This is a genomic window from Romboutsia maritimum (assembly GCF_002251085.2).
Taxonomy (GTDB): Bacteria; Bacillota; Clostridia; order Peptostreptococcales; family Peptostreptococcaceae; genus Romboutsia_B; species Romboutsia_B maritimum.
Genome location: NZ_NOJZ02000009.1, coordinates 25,637 through 42,167 on the forward strand (window position 1 = coordinate 25,637; position 16,531 = coordinate 42,167).

The window sequence follows — 16,531 nt, forward strand, 5'->3', positions numbered from 1 at the left end:
ATTTATCTAACCCTCCTATCATAGTCTATGAATTTTTTTATAAATTGTCTTGGATAATCTATATTACACTTTAATGCTAATTCATACAAAGATGTTTCTTTTAGATTTGCCTTTTCTATAACTTCTTTGTTAGTTAATACATTTATAGCTGTATCATCACATATTTTTTTACCGTCTGATAAAACAACAACATTATTAGTATACTCTAACATCAAATGCATATCATGAGTAATCATAACTATTGTAACACCTTCTTTATTAAGTTCTTTTAAAAACTCCATAATTTCTGAATAATGTTTAAAATCTTGACCTGCTGTAGGCTCATCCAGTATTATAATTTCTGGATTAAGTACAAGTATTGAAGCTATAGTTACTCTTTTCTTTTGACCAAAGCTTAATGCTGATATTGGCCAATTTCTATAACCATATAAGCCACATATTTTTAATACTTTGTAAACTCTCTCTTTTATTTCAGCTTCGTTAAATCCTCTTATTTTCAATCCTAAAGCTACTTCATCAAATATCATAGTCTTAGATATCATTTGATTTGGATTTTGCATTACATATCCTATTTTTTCTGAACGTTCTTTTATAGTTTCCTTACTTATATCTTTTCCTTTAAATATGATTTTTCCTGAAGTAGGTTTATAAAATCCACATATTAATTTTGATATAGTAGATTTTCCTGCACCATTTTTTCCTAATATACTAAACATATCTCCTTTATTTACTTTAAAAGAGACATTCTTCAATATTTGTTTTTCATTATTATAATTAAAACTAATGTCTTCTAACTCTAATATAGCATCATGATTCTTTGTTTCATTTACTAAATTCTTACTATCAATCCATGTTTTCAATTTCCATTTATATTCGCTTACATCTAACTTATTTATATTATCAGGATTTGAACCTGGTTCAATTTTGCAACCAGCATACTTTAATGCTGTTATATAAAGTGGCTCTCGAACACCTACAGATGATAATATATTTGAAGATAATAACTCCTTTGGAGTCGTATCTGACACAATACATCCATTTTCCATAACTATAATTCTATCTACATCGCAATGTAAAACATCTTCTAATCTATGCTCTATTATAATCATAGTTTTATTCTGATCTTTTTGTATCTTATCAATTAATTCTATAGCATTTTTTCCTGTTGCTGGATCTAAACTTGCTAAAGGCTCATCAAATAAAAGTATCTTTACTTCATCTACTGTAACTCCTGCTAACGTAACCCTTTGTTTTTGTCCACCTGATAATCTATAAGGAGAAGAGTCTATTTCACTATCGATTCCTACTAATTTAGCTGATTGACTAACTTTATTTTTCATCTCACTTTGATTTACACAATTATTTTCTAGTTTAAAAGCTATATCTTCTCCCACTGTTAATCCTATAAATTGGCTATCTGGATCTTGTAATACAGTTCCTACTATTTTAGAAAGTTCAAATATATTTTTATTTTTTATATCATCGCCAGATATTTTTATTTGTCCAGATATTTCTCCTTCATAATAAAACGGAACCAATCCATTTAAACAATGAGCTAATGTACTTTTACCTGATCCTGAAGCTCCTACTATTAGAATTTTTTCTCCTTCATAAATACTTAAATTTATATTTTTAAGAGTTGGGTCTGCTTGTACCCTATACTGAAAGCTAAAATTATTAAATTCTATTATCTTTCTTTTCATATATATCTCCTTTTTAATTCTTTTATTCTTCTATCCTTAAGCTTCCTGTCTTAATTTTTGTCTTAGAATAAGTAGATAATATTAAAGTTCCTAATATAGCCACAGTTATAATATTTGATGTTCCACCTATGGCACCTTGTATAAATACTTTATCTGCTGGCTCTGCATATATAAATATATCTAGTGTTGGTGCTACTACAAACCAAGCTATTATATTTGCTATAATTTGAGTCAAGTTAAATATTATTATTTGTTTCTTCCCAAATTTACCATCATTTACTTTTACCTTTTTACATACTAGTCCTATTATAAGTCCCATGACAGAAGATGATATTACCCAACTAAACCAAGGCATACCATAAAAAACTAAATCTTTTAATCCATGACCTATAAGCCCTATTAAAAAACCTGCTAACGGTCCATACAATATAGACATTAAAGCTAAATAAGCATAAGATGTTTCTATATTAGTATTAGGTATACCACTAGGTATCGAACCAAATCTACCCAATATCATAAATACAGCTGATCCAATACCTATAGCAACTATAGTTCTTATTGAAAACTTACTATTATTCATAAATAATACCTCTCTATTTTAAATACATACATTTGTATTTTTTAAAATTTACATAAATTTTAGTATAAATGTTATTTTAAAAATTGTCAATATTCGTCATTTCATTCAAGTAATAACTTTATTTTGCTAATAAAATAAACAAAAGGGATATGCGATTAACGCATATCCCTTTTGTTTATTATCTTCTTTTTTTTCTATTATTACTTTTAGTATTAGTTCTTACATTATTTGTATTTTTACTATCTTTATTATTTCTATTATTTTTGCTATTTTTACTATCTTTTTTCTTATTCTTATCAGAATTTTCCTTTGATGAAGTCTTTCTATCTTTTGAAGTTTTATTATTATTTTTAGGGTATCTATTTAAGTAACCCCTATCTTCCCTTGGTTTGATTAAACATCTCGGTCCATGTCCAATTAAATCTTCTCTTCCTGCTTCTACTAGTGCTGCATGAACTAACTCATAGTTTCTAGGTGCTCTATACTGAAGTAGTGCTCTTTGCATAGCTTTTTCATTCTTTGATCTAGGTATATAAACTGGTTTCATAGTAAGAGGGTCTATACCTGTATAGAACATTGTTGTAGATAATGTTCCTGGTGTTGGATAAAAATCTTGAACCTGTTCTGGTTGATAATGCGTATCTCTTAAATATTCAGCTAGCTCTATAGCGCTATTTAATGTTGATCCTGGATGACTAGACATTAAATAAGGTATTAAATATTGTTTTTTACCTAACTGTTCATTTATAGCAAAGAATTTTTGTCTAAACTTATCATAAGTGTGACCAGCTGGCTTTTGCATATATTGTAAAACTTCTTCAGCAATATGCTCAGGTGCTACTTTTAACTGCCCACTCACATGGTGCTCTATTAATTCTCTAAGGAACTTATTGTCCTTATCAGCCATAACATAATCATATCTTATTCCAGAACGAACAAATACTTTCTTTATATTAGGAAGTTTTCTCAACTTTCTTAACAATTGTAAGTACTCACTATGGTCTACATCTAAATTCTTACATGGAGCTGGAGATAAACATTGTCTGTTTTTACATGCACCTTTTGTGACTTGCTTTTTACATGCCGGTTTTCTGAAGTTTGCAGTAGGTCCGCCTACATCATGTATATATCCTTTAAAATCTGGTAAATTAGTTATTCCTACAGCTTCATCTATTATAGAATTTTGACTTCTACTTTGAACAGCTCTACCTTGATGGAATGTTATTGCACAGAATGAACAACTTCCGAAACATCCTCTTGAACTAACAATACTAAATTTAACTTCTTCTATTGCTGGTATTCCTCCCATACTTTCATATATAGGATGATAAGTCTTTTGATAAGGCAGTGCATACACCTCATCTAATTCAGCTCTACTTAATGGCTTTTCTGGTTTATTTTGAACTAGATATTTATTTGCATGACCTTGTACAATAACTTTTCCTCTATAAGGATCTTGCTCATCATATTGTACCTTGAAAGCATCTACATACTTCATCTTGTCTTCGCAAACTTCTTTATATGATGGAATAAGTCTATAATCTTCATATATTTCATCTAAACTATCTACTATATAACAAGTCCCATTTATATGTCTAATATATTTAGGATCAAAACCATCATTTAAAGCATTTGCTACTTCTACTATTTGTCTTTCACTCATTCCATATACTAATAAATCTGCACCACTATCTACTAACATAGATTTTCTTACTTTATCACTCCAGTAATCATAATGAGCAAACCTTCTTAAACTAGCTTCTATTCCACCTATAACTATAGCGACATCCTTATATGCTTCTCTTATCTTATTACAATAAACTATAGTAGCTCTATCTGGTCTTAAGCCCATCTTCCCTCCTGGAGAATATAAGTCTTTATCCCTTTGTTTTTTACTTACAGAATAATGATTCACCATGGAATCCATATTTCCTCCGTTTACTAAAAAACCTAAACGTGGTCTGCCTAATTTCATAAAATCATCTTTTGTTTTCCAGTTAGGTTGTGCGATTATACCCACTTTATATCCTGCATTTTCTAATACCCTTGATATTATCGCTGTTCCAAAACTATGATGGTCTACATACGCATCCCCTGTCACTAATACGAAGTCTAATTGTTCCCATCCTCTATCTATCATATCTTGTTTACATATTGGTAAAAATTTATTTTCCACTTTATCACCTGCTTAATTATGTTAAATTTATTATAGCCTAATTTTTTTAAAAGCAAACTATCTTTAATTCTATATCTTGACGTATAATTATATCATAAAATACAATTTATTTTATAACAATGCATATAATTTATATTTTATTTCATTTTTAAAAAAGATCAGAAAATAAAATCTGATCTTCTTAATAACTAAAGTTTTATATAAACTAAAAATTTATATCAAACATTTTTATAAAATCATTTTCATTATAATTTATAACTAATTCTTTCGGAAAATTAGTTACTTTTAAAATTTCTTCACAATTAGAAAACGCACCTATATCGTAGCATATATGAGAATCAGTCCCTAATATAATTTTTGTTTTATACTTTTCACAAAGCTCTAACATTTTAAATACGTTATTTCTAGCTCCTTCTCTATATGAATTTGGATTTAAAGATGAATTATTTACTTCTAATAAAACATTTTTTTCTTTTGCTTTCTTTACAATAACTTCATAATCTAATGGATATCTACTGTCGTCTGGGTGCCCTATTATTTTTACTTTCTCATTGTCCATAACTTTTAATATTGCATTTGTATTCTCTTCTTTTGTGCCAAATTTTATACAAGGCATATGAAGACTTGCAATAGCATAATCTAATCTTTCTAATGTTTCTTTTTCAACATCAATATTTCCATCATAATCTATTATATTAGCCTCAATGCCCCTAAGTATTTTTATTTTCCCAACATTTCTTGGTAATACATATAAATTATTAAAATAATATGGATGAGGTCCTCCTGGCATACTACAACCATGATCTGATATTCCTAAAAATTTCAAATCTTTACTTATAGCTTCTTCTATATTTTCTTTTACTGTACTGTATGCATGTCCACTCACTACCGTATGTGTATGCAAGTCTAATATTGCCTTCATTTTATTCCTCCCTTTCTGCCTAGCTAAATATAAAATAAGACCATATCGCTCTAAGCAAACATGGCCTTTAAATTTAATATAGAATACTATATTTCTAAATTTTTAAATTTATCTTTAAATAAATCTCCAAGTGTTCCTAGAGAATCTTCGACTTCTAAGTATTCTGTGTAGTCTTCTTCTGGCTCTCTATTAGCTTCTTTTATAGATACTAACATTCTTTTATCCTTTGGATTAAAATTAAGTACTTTTACTTTAACCTCATCACCAACATTTACTATATTAGTAACTTTTGCCACTCTATCATCACTTAATTCAGATATTGGTAAATAAGCATCAACACCTTCTTTAATTTCTAAGAAAGCACCTTTTTCTATAATTCTAACCACTTTACCAGTTATAACATCATCTAATTCTATCTCTTGAGATATTAATTCCCAAGGATCATTATTTATATCTTTTAAAGCTAATGCTATTTTTTTAGATTCTTTATCTACATCTAATACATATACTTCTACTTTTTGGCCTTCTTGTAACATAGACTCTACAGATTCTACTCTCTTCCACGATAAATTATTTATGTGAACTAAACCTTCAAGTCCTCCAATATCAACAAAAGCTCCATATGGCATTATTTTCATAACTTTACCATCTCTTTTTTGTCCTACTTCAAGAGAATTAAATAATATATCTTTTTCTGCTTTTATTTTAACTCTTTCTGCTTCTTTTTCAGCCTTTATTCTGGCTTTTCTTTCTTCTCTTTCTTTATCTAAACGCTCTTGTAAAACTTCTCTATGTGTTGCAACAAATCTATTTTTCTTAGCATCTAATTCCATTATGTATACTTCTAAATTAAGACCTGTATAATTAGATGTGTCTTTAACGAATTTTGTATCTATCTGTGATATAGGTATAAACAACTGGAATGTTTTATATTTCGCAAAAACACCTCTTTCAATGCTTTTTTCTACATTAACAGTTATTATTCTATGTTCTTCAAATGCCTTTTCTAACTCAGTAAAATCAGCTTTTTTATCTGCCTGTAATTTAGATAACTTTATTGTCCCATCTTTTTGAGATACTTTAGTTATAACTGTAGTTATCTCATCTCCTACTTTATAAACTTCTTCTATTGATTTATTTTTTTCTATATTTAATTCACTCTCTGGTATTACACCATCAAATCCATATTCTAATTCTAATACAACTTCGTCATGAGATACTTTAGTTATCTTTCCAGTTATAATTTCTCCAACTTTTACACTGTTAAAAGCTTTTTCTTGTTGATCTAGTAACTCTTGCATAGATAATTCATTTGTCATCGTTATACATCCTTTCCATTAAAAATCATTTCATATATGAATATTATACCATTAATGTTTTAAATACTTATACTTTTCTTATAATATTTTGTCACTTATTTCTATAATTATATAGTCTTTATAAAATAGTTTTTGCAGATAAAAAAAAATACCTTAGTATCAACTTTGAAACTAAGGCAGTTTAAGGGTTAAGGGTTATTTGTTTGTGCATTTTTAGTTTATGTCATTAACTTAATCTATATATTAATTTGAGTCGAGGGCTAATTTAAATAAATATAAAAAGCCTAACCCAAGGGTTAGACTTTTCTCTATCAAAATAATCATACTTAAATAATTACAAGTATACTATACTCAAGAAATTTTCTTCACCCCGAAGAAATACTTAAAATATTTATAGGCAGGTCTCCTGACTTAGCTTCAACCTAATCCTTTTTCCTTCCCGTGAAATAAATCACAGTGGTTAATAAAAAGTTTCGTCAGCATTACAGTAGCGGGGGCTGTAGAGGAATCTAACCTCTTTCCCTATTAATCTTTCTTAAAGAACCTAAAATATATATTATTCATTTTTCTTAATAAATTATTTTTAGTAACTTAATTACATCTTACAATTATATAGTAGATCATATTAAGTATTTTCGCAACAACTTTACAATAATTTTTTTATCTGCAAGATATTTAGTTATTAAATTTAATTTTTTTAATTTCATATTTTTTACTATTTATGTATAATATAATTTTAAGAAATATTAAGAAAGCTTGGTGTGTTAATGTTTAAAAATAATACTAAAAAAGAAATATTTAAATTTTTTAAAGATATAAATTATAAATTAGTAAATTTTTCCAAAAACGACATAATAGCTCTAGAAAATTCCCCTTGTGAAAAAATCGGATTAATTTTAGATGGACATATAGATATAAAGCATATTTTGACTAGCAATAGCATTATACATGTGTCTTCATTTGGACCAGGACATCTTTTTGGTGAAATAATAGCATTTTCTGATGCAAATGTATATCCAGCTACTGTCATATCTTCTACTAATAGTACTATTATGTATATAGATAAAAGTGATTTTATAAAATTCTGCACAACTCATCCTGAGTTTTTAAAAATGTTTTTAAATGATTTAACCAATAAAATTATCACCCTTAATAAATCAATAACTGGTTTATCATTTAATACTATACGTCAGAAAATCAGTAATTTTTTAATTAATGAAAATAAAATTCAAGGTAGCAATTTTATAAAATTAAATATGACTAAGCAAAAACTATCAGAAATATTAGGTGTTCCTCGACCTTCTCTTTCAAGAGAATTAATAAATATGAAAAAATTAGGTATTATAGATTATTCTAAAGATTTTATTAAAATTTTAGATATTGAGGCTTTAGAAAATATATTAATGGAATAATTTCATAAAATTTAATTTTTTTATAATTATTCCTTTTTATTATTGTACATTTTATGGTACTATAATTGTGTTTATAAAAATTATTTTTAACCAAAAGTAACATAATACAAAAAGAGACTTAGATAATAAGTCTCTTTTTGATTACAATTCATAAAAAGGTTCAATATGAATTATTATTTGAATATTAGTATTAAATTTTTCTTTTATTTTTTCTTCTATTTTATGAGTTAGATTATGAGAATCTTCAACACTTATATTCGGATTTATCATAACGTGCATATCTATATAAATATTACTTTTACTACCTCTACTTCTTATGTTGTGGACATCTCTTACTTCATCAAATTCAAATATAATTTTTTTTATTAATTCTTCATCTACTGTAGCTGTATCAACTAATATCCCCATAGAATCCTTAAAAATTTCATATGATGCATGAAGTACAAATCCTGAAACAACTAATGATACAATAGGATCTAATATAACTGGTAAACCTAATTTAATCCCAATTAAAGTTATTAAAACTCCTATAGATACAAATATATCACTCTTTGTATGCAATGAATCTGATATGAGTATATAACTATTTAGTTTTTTACCTTTTCTATTTTCATAAGTTGACACAAATATATTTATAAAAATAGTTATGATTAAAGCTATTAAACTTTCAATTGTAATATAAGGTGTGATTGGATTTGTAAATCTTAGTATTGCTTCAAATACAATTTTTATAGCTATAAAAAGAAGCATCATTCCAATAAACAAACTAGATATCATTTCAAATTTATTATGTCCATAAGGATGTTCTTTATCTATAGGCTTAGATGCAAAACTAATACCTATCAACCCAACTATATTAGAAGATCCATCTGATACAGCATGAAACCCATCTGCAGTCATACTAGCACTCTTAACTATAGCCCCAACTATTATTTTTAATGCAGCAACTACAAAATTTGCAACCAATATTATCCATAGAACTTTTTTAACTTCTTTATAATCATTTCCCATTATGCATATCCCTCCCTCTTATAATACGTAATTTTATTTAAAAATAAATATCATTTGCGCTCTATTTAAAAAATCCACGAAAAACTTAAAATAAGTCTCTCATGGATAAAAAATACGTTATTTATTTATAGTATTTATATATTCAAATAAGGTCTAATTTGTGACTTATTCCTTTTCATATAAATATTTAATATAGCTGCATCTCACACTCTAATTTCTTTTTATTTTTATGTTTCATCTTTTTTAAATTATTTTTCAAAAATTCCTTGCAAAATTCTTAAAAAAGCTTTAAAATAGTTATTCCAAGGAACTAAGCATTTTCCTTATCGATAACCGTATTTTAATTAATTATTTTTTACATTTTTATTTTTTATGTAAAAAGACCATAATACCTAAATGGCATATGGTCTTATATTTGTGTCTATTTTTAAAACTAATTTGCATAATAAAGATTTTGTGATGGGTATTCTGGGTCACATGTTACATCTATACCAAGTTTTCTAAATGTTTGTTCATCATCTTTACTCAATATAGTAGTTGAATGAGCTTGAGCTCCTTTTAGCATTTGTAATTTATCTAATGCATAATGCGCAGTTGGATTTGTTACAGCACATATACTAAGAGCAGTTAACACTTCCTGACAACTTAATGAAACATTTCTACTTGCTAAAGTTCCTGTTTTTAAATTTATAATTGGTTCTAATATTACAGGCGATATTAAATGTATTTCATCAGCTATATTTGCAAGATGTTTTATTGCATTTACAATAGATGCTGAAGTTGCATTCATTAAATCCGAACCTTTACCTGTTAATATAGTTCCATCATTTAACTCTAATGCTACTACTGGGCAAGTATCATTTTTATCTGCATTTTCTTTTAATTTACTGCTATAATTTCTTGCTGGTATAACTACTTTTCTATCTTCAGGCTTTAAGCTAAGACCTTCCATTATCATCTTTATTCTGTCATAAGCACCTTTATCAACTTGACCTTTTTTGTATTCACAAGCAGTTTTAAAATATCTTCTTATAATTTCTTGTTTAGATGCTTCTTTAACAACTTCATCATCAATTATACCAAATCCTACTCTATTTACACCCATATCTGTTGGTGATTGGTATATTGATTCTTTTCCTGTTATCTTTTCTATTATTTTCTTAAGAACAGGGAATAATTCTAAGTCTCTATTATAATTTACAGACATTTGTCCATATTTTTCAAGATGGAATGAATCTATCATATTTACGTCTTTTAAATCTACAGTTGCTGCTTCATATGCTATATTTAAAGGATGTTTTAAAGGTACGTTCCATACTGGGAATGTCTCAAACTTCGAATATCCTACTTCATTTCCTCTTTTGTTTTCATGATATAATTGACTTAAGCAAGTTCCTAATTTACCACTATTTGGTCCTGGAGCTGTAACAACAACTATTGGTTTAGTAGTTTCTATATATGGATTTGCTCCATATCCTTCATCACTTACTATTGTATCAACATCTGTTGGATATCCTTTAGTAGGTGCATGTTTATATACTTTTATTCCTCTACGCTCTAATTTATTTATAAATACTGTTGTAGCAGGTTGTCCTTCAAATCTTGTGATTACAACACTGTTTACATCTAGCTCATAACTTCTTAAATCATCGATTAATCTAAGTACTTCCATATCGTAAGTAATTCCATAATCGCCTCTTATTTTATTTCTTTCTATGTCTCCTGCATATACACAAATTACTACTTCTACTTTTTCTTTTATATGCTGTAATACCTTTATTTTTGCATTTTCATCAAATCCAGGTAATACTCTCTTGGCATGTAAATCTCCTATTAATTTACCACCAAATTCTAAGTAAAGTTTATCAAAATTATTTACTCTTTCTATAATAAACTTTGACTGTTCCTCTAAATATTTCTTATGATCGAATCCTATTTTCATTTTTCCACCTCACTAAAATTTTAAAACTTATCGATAACCGTATATTTATATATATTTTTTTATATATGGGTTTAAACCCATTAAAGCACACTCGATGCACTTTTTTACTAAGTTTATATTATACATTTTAGGCATAAATTTTTCAAGATAGTTTTTCTTTATTTAGGTTCTAGTATTATTATATATATATAATTTTAAAAATAAAAAGAGTACTATTTTTAGTACTCTTTCTACAAAATACTTATTTAGCATCCACAATCGTCAAATAAATCTCCTGCTCCACAAACTATTAATAATATTATTAAAAATGGTATCCATGCGCATATATCAAAATCTACACAAGTATCTTGGAATGCTAAAAATAAAAAGAATAATATGATTATCCACCATCCTGGACCACAAAGTATTCCATCTTCACCAAAAAATCTATCTAACATTATGTTACCCCCTTGTTGTATTTAACTTTGGAATTTTAACTCCTAATATATACTATGAATTAAATTTAATTTGTGATAATATTTTTAATTTATATTTCCATAATAATCGGAAATACACTTGGAGTTCTTTTAGTTTTATCATATAAAAGCTGCTCAATTGATTTTTTCACATTATTTTTTAGTACTTGCCATTCTATTATTTTATCCTCTAAACATAACTCAATTTCGTTTTTAGATATCATTTTTATTTGTTTAATTAACTCCTCTGATTCTCGTGCATATATAAATCCTCTAGTTATTATATCTGGTCCTGCAACTATACTATATGTATCTCTTTCTATAGCTATAACTATTGTGACCATTCCATCTTTTGCTAAGTATCTTCTATCTCTTAATACAATATTTCCAACATCCCCAACACCTAGTCCATCAACAAAAACAACCCCTGTGTGAATTCTTTCATTTGCAATAGCCCCTTCTTCTGAAATTTCTAGTACTTGTCCTGTTTCCAATGTAAATACATTATTAGAATTCATTCCTAATTTCTTAGCTAAATCACTATGATGCTTTAAATGTCTATATTCTCCATGAACAGGCATAAAATACTTAGGTTTTACAAGACTATGAATTAATTTTAATTCTTCTTGATAAGCATGCCCTGAAACATGTATTTCTTCTAAATCTTCATATATTACTTCAACACCTTTTCTAAATAATTGATTTATAACTCTTGAAATAATTTTATCATTTCCAGGTATAGGCGATGCCGAAATTATAAATAAATCATCTTTATCAATCTCTATTTTTCTATGTGTTCCATATGCTATTCTAGATAAGCCTGCCATAGGCTCACCTTGACTACCTGTTGTTATTATCGTTATATTTTCATTTGGATATTTCTTTATATCATCTATACTTATTAAATAATCTTCTAATATATGAAGATATCCTAATTCCATAGCTACTTGTGATATATTCTCCATGCTTCTACCGCTAAATGCAATCTTTCTATTATGTTTTATAGATGCATCTGCTATTTGCTGCATTCTATGTATATTTGATGCAAATGTTGCTACAATAACCCTTCCTTTTCCAGTTGAAAATATTCTAGTTAATGTTTCTCCTATAGTTTTTTCAGAAATAGAATGACCATGTCTTTCTACATTTGTACTATCTGCTAGTAAAAGTAAAACTCCTTCTCTTCCTAATTCTGAAATTCTATTTAAGTCCATTAATCGTCCATCTATTGGTGTATAATCAATTTTAAAATCACCTGTATGAATTATAGTTCCTATAGGAGTAAATATTGCTAATGAACAAGCATCTGCTATGCTATGTGTTGCTCTTATAAATTCTACCTGAATTTTTCCAACTGAAATTTTATCTCCAGCATTAACAGGAATCATATTACACATGGACATCATGTTATGTTCTTTTATTTTATTTCCAACTAAACCTAATGTTAGTCTAGTCCCATATACAGGCATATTTATTTGTTTTAATATATAAGGAATTGCACCTATATGGTCTTCATGTCCATGAGTCAAAAACATACCCTTTACTTTATCTTTTTTACTTAACAAATATTTTATATCTGGAATTACCAAGTCAACACCGTACATATCTTCATCTGGAAAAGATACTCCACAGTCAATAATTATTATTTCATCTTGATACTCTATAGCTGTAATATTTTTTCCTATTTCACCTAAACCACCTAAAGGAATTATTCTCACATTACCTTCATTCATATTAACAATTACTCCTTTTTTTATATTTATAAATAATTTATATTAGTATATATTTTTTCTGAAAAATTCATCTTAATTCTATTATTATAAATTAATATAAACATATACCTATTTATGAATAATATATCCACTTAAACACAAAATAATAGTGGAGGTGTTTTTATGATTAATTTAAGTACGAAAGAAAAATTTTTATTAGAAGATGAAAAAGAGCAAGAAAAGTTATGTGTAGAAAAATATAAAGATTTTGCTCAAAAAGCACAGGACTCACAATTAAGCGACCTATTTTCTCAGTTATCTCAAAAAGAACAACAGCATTATGATTCAATATGCCAATTATTAAACGGAACCATGCCAAATATAAATCAACAACAAAATCAAGGTATTCAACAAGTTAATAATACAAGCATAGACAAACCTAATTTAAATTTAGAAAATGTAAATTCACAAATTGGACAAAATAATTCTTACAATGAACATGATAAAATGCTTTGTATAGATTCTTTATCTACTGAAAAATACGTTTCATCTACATATAATACTGCTGTATTTGAATTCAGAGATAAAAATATAAGACAAATTCTTAATCATATACAAAAAGAAGAACAAGAACATGGCGAAAAAATATTCAATTATATGTCTAATCATGGAATGTACCAAGTCAAATAAAAAAATTTATCAAATTAAAAAAGCTATAGAAATCTTAGATTTCTATAGCTTTTCATATTTTATAAATTTTTTAAAAATTCATCATATTCTACTTTATTTTTAGGAGCTTTTAATTCTCCGCTTTTAAATTTAGATGTTTCTTGTTTTACAAAATCAAGTATATCTTTTGGTACTAAATTAGAAGTAGTATCTGGTATACCTACTGCATTTTGATCTAGCCCAAATACTTCAGTTGTTCCACCTTCAAACTTACCATCTACTAATTCCTTAGCTAATGCAAATACACCTACATCTACTCTTTTTATAGCTGATGATAAAACATTTTTTGGTGCTAATTCACTTTGGTCTCTATCTACACCTATAGCATATTTACCAGTTTCTTTAGCAGCTTCTATTGCACCTGTTCCAACATCTCCTCCTGCTATGAATAATGTATCTGCACCTTTTGAATACATTTGATTAGCTATTGCCTTTCCTTTGGCTTGATCTGTGAATGAGTTTGCATACTGTTCTTGTATTTCTATTTTAGGATTAGCAGCTTTTACTCCTGCCATAAATCCATATTGGAAAGTTTCTATAACTGGTATTTGAATTCCTCCTATGAAACCTACATTATTTGTTTTTGTCATTTTTCCTGCTACTAATCCTACTAAATAAGCAGATTCTTGAGCATTAAATAATACACTTTTTACATTCTTAGGTACATCTTTATAAGTTTCATCTACTATTGCAAATTTTTGATCTGGGTATAATTCTGAAGCTTTCTGTATTGCTGGAGATAACTTAGATCCAACTCCTAAAATTAAATCTGCACCTTCATCAACTAACGTCTCAACATTTGGTGCGTAATCTGAATCTTGTTTAGACTCTAAGTACTTTACATCTATACCTAATTCTTTTTGTGCCTTTTGAAGACCTTCCCAAGCTGATTGGTTAAATGATTGATCATTTACACCTGCTACATCTGTTATCATTGCTACTTTTAATTTTTTACTACCTTTCGCTTCTTGCTTACCTGAACATCCTACTAATAATGATGTTGATAATACAGTTGCTGTTGCTAAAGCTACTATTTTTTTTAAGTTCATTTATAATTCCTCCTGATGTCTTTTAATATATCTTTATTATTTACTATTAATATAAAAAAATCCCTTTGCCTAGAGAGACAAAAGGATATTTAATCAAATTAATCTATAATAACTTAAATTATATAATCATCTTCTTAGTTTCTCTGAACTAAATTAAAGTTTATTTATTTTCTTTAAGATTATCACATGTTTTCATATTTTTGTCAATGTTAAAAATTCAAGTTGTTCAAATTATAACTTTTTACTTCATAATATATAACTGTATTTTATTGGAAATATAATACATTCATCACATGCATCATAACTCCTATTGGTAAACATTCTTCATCTATATCAAATTTAGATGTATGAAGTGGGTGTACTATATTCTTAAGTTCATTTTTACATCCTAAGTGAAAAAAAGCACCTTTACAATTTTCAGTATAAAATGAGAAGTCCTCTCCACCTAACGATGGATTCTGTCTCATAATCAACTTATCTTTTCCAAATAAAGTTTTTACACTTTCAATAACAATATCTACTGCATTTTTATCATTTATAACTGGTGGATACCCTCCACTTTCTATCTCAAGCTCTCCAGTACATCCAAATGCTTGTGAAATTTTTCCAACAATTTCCTCAATCCTTTTTATCATAAAATTTCTTGTTTGTTTATTTAGAGCTCTTAATGTTCCATTTAATTCTACATTTTCACAAATAATATTTTGCGCATATCCACCTTTTATTTTCCCAATAGTTAATACAGCTAAATTACAAGGGGATATATTCCTACTTATTATACTTTGTAACCCTACCACAACTTGAGATGCTGCAACTATAGCATCTACTCCTTCGTCTGGATATGCTCCATGTGATTGTTTTCCTTTTATAGTTATCTTTATGGTGTCAGCACTAGCATTTAATGTATTATATTTAGTTTCTATAAAAGAAGTATCTATATGTGGTTGAACATGTAGTCCAAATATATAGTCAACTTTAGGACTTTCTAAACATTTGTCTTTTATTAAAAATCTAGCTCCTCCCATATCTTCTTCTGCTGGTTGGAATAAAAATTTTACATTTACATTTAACATATCTCTTATTCCATACAAAACCTTGCATGCCCCTAAAAGAATTGCTGTATGTGCATCATGTCCACATGCATGCATCTTACCTTTATTTACAGATTTATACTCAGTATCATTTAGTTCATTTATAGGCAGTCCATCTATATCTGCTCTTATTGCTATCGTTTTTTTTGCATTCTTATTTAAAATATATGCCATTACTCCATAATGTTTTTCAAACTCAATATAGTCTATACCAATTTCATTTAAATATTTAACGATTTTTATTTTTGTAATATATTCCTGTGTTGATAATTCAGGTGTCTTATGTAAGTCTCTTCTTACATTTATAAGCCACTCTTTAATATCTGTACATAGTTTAACAACACATTCTCTTTTCATACTATCACTCCTTACATAATACTTTATGTTCTAAATATCTTAATAATAATTTGTCTATTATTATTTCTTAAAT

At 27.4% G+C, this 16,531-nt stretch carries 13 protein-coding genes and 1 riboswitch; of the genes, 2 read left to right on the forward strand and 11 right to left on the reverse strand.

The genetic code is table 11. The features are described from left to right. Window positions 1–2: 2 nt before the first annotated feature. The 5 genes from CHF27_RS06875 to CHF27_RS06895 form a co-directional block, all read right to left on the reverse strand. On the reverse strand, window positions 3–1,703 hold the full coding sequence (locus CHF27_RS06875; RefSeq protein WP_095406283.1) for an ABC transporter ATP-binding protein: 1,701 nt from the start codon (window positions 1,701–1,703) through the stop codon (window positions 3–5). 22 nt (window positions 1,704–1,725) lie between these two features. Beyond that, entirely contained in the window at window positions 1,726–2,283 is a 558-nt protein-coding gene (locus CHF27_RS06880; RefSeq protein WP_095406284.1) for an ECF-type riboflavin transporter substrate-binding protein, read from the reverse strand. Between the two features lie 178 nt (window positions 2,284–2,461). Next, window positions 2,462–4,459: a YgiQ family radical SAM protein gene (locus tag CHF27_RS06885; protein ID WP_095406285.1), complete on the reverse strand. Its 1,998-nt coding sequence runs from the start codon at window positions 4,457–4,459 to the stop codon at window positions 2,462–2,464. Window positions 4,460–4,664: 205 nt separating this feature from the next. Next, window positions 4,665–5,381, reverse strand: coding sequence for a phosphatase (locus tag CHF27_RS06890; protein WP_095406286.1), 717 nt, complete (start codon window positions 5,379–5,381; stop codon window positions 4,665–4,667). Window positions 5,382–5,467: 86 nt separating this feature from the next. Continuing rightward, entirely contained in the window at window positions 5,468–6,700 is a 1,233-nt protein-coding gene (locus CHF27_RS06895) for a 30S ribosomal protein S1 (protein WP_095406287.1), read from the reverse strand. A gap of 379 nt (window positions 6,701–7,079) precedes the next feature. Beyond that, a riboswitch (cobalamin riboswitch) is annotated at window positions 7,080–7,263 on the reverse strand. A gap of 204 nt (window positions 7,264–7,467) precedes the next feature. On the opposite strand from CHF27_RS06895, the gene CHF27_RS06900 reads away from it, so the two are divergent. Further along, on the forward strand, window positions 7,468–8,112 hold the full coding sequence (locus tag CHF27_RS06900; RefSeq protein WP_095406288.1) for a Crp/Fnr family transcriptional regulator: 645 nt from the start codon (window positions 7,468–7,470) through the stop codon (window positions 8,110–8,112). A 141-nt stretch (window positions 8,113–8,253) separates the two neighbouring features. Here the strand turns inward: CHF27_RS06900 and CHF27_RS06905 are convergent, their stop codons facing one another. From CHF27_RS06905 to CHF27_RS06920, 4 genes are all read right to left on the reverse strand, one after another. Further along, window positions 8,254–9,123 (reverse strand): cation diffusion facilitator family transporter, encoded by an 870-nt coding sequence (locus CHF27_RS06905; protein WP_095406289.1) that lies wholly within the window; start codon window positions 9,121–9,123, stop codon window positions 8,254–8,256. 433 nt (window positions 9,124–9,556) lie between these two features. Continuing rightward, window positions 9,557–11,065 carry a DUF1846 domain-containing protein gene (locus CHF27_RS06910; protein WP_115976019.1) on the reverse strand — a complete coding sequence of 503 codons (1,509 nt, stop codon included), beginning with the start codon at window positions 11,063–11,065 and terminating at the stop codon, window positions 9,557–9,559. Between the two features lie 245 nt (window positions 11,066–11,310). After that, window positions 11,311–11,502 carry a hypothetical protein gene (locus tag CHF27_RS06915; RefSeq protein ID WP_115976022.1) on the reverse strand — a complete coding sequence of 64 codons (192 nt, stop codon included), beginning with the start codon at window positions 11,500–11,502 and terminating at the stop codon, window positions 11,311–11,313. 89 nt (window positions 11,503–11,591) lie between these two features. Next, window positions 11,592–13,253, reverse strand: coding sequence for a ribonuclease J (locus CHF27_RS06920; RefSeq protein WP_115976025.1), 1,662 nt, complete (start codon window positions 13,251–13,253; stop codon window positions 11,592–11,594). 162 nt (window positions 13,254–13,415) lie between these two features. Here CHF27_RS06920 and CHF27_RS06925 point away from each other — a divergent pair, with 162 nt between their 5' ends. Further along, on the forward strand, window positions 13,416–13,922 hold the full coding sequence (locus CHF27_RS06925) for a spore coat protein (RefSeq protein WP_115976028.1): 507 nt from the start codon (window positions 13,416–13,418) through the stop codon (window positions 13,920–13,922). A gap of 59 nt (window positions 13,923–13,981) precedes the next feature. Here CHF27_RS06925 and CHF27_RS06930 read toward each other — a convergent pair whose 3' ends face one another. Together CHF27_RS06930 and CHF27_RS06935 are read right to left on the reverse strand one after the other, a co-directional pair. Then, window positions 13,982–15,010 (reverse strand): BMP family lipoprotein, encoded by a 1,029-nt coding sequence (locus CHF27_RS06930; protein WP_115976032.1) that lies wholly within the window; start codon window positions 15,008–15,010, stop codon window positions 13,982–13,984. A 266-nt stretch (window positions 15,011–15,276) separates the two neighbouring features. After that, the gene (locus tag CHF27_RS06935) at window positions 15,277–16,458 is read right to left on the reverse strand and encodes a M20 metallopeptidase family protein (RefSeq protein WP_095405873.1); all 1,182 of its coding nucleotides are present in this window, start codon (window positions 16,456–16,458) and stop codon (window positions 15,277–15,279) included. Window positions 16,459–16,531: the final 73 nt, after the last annotated feature.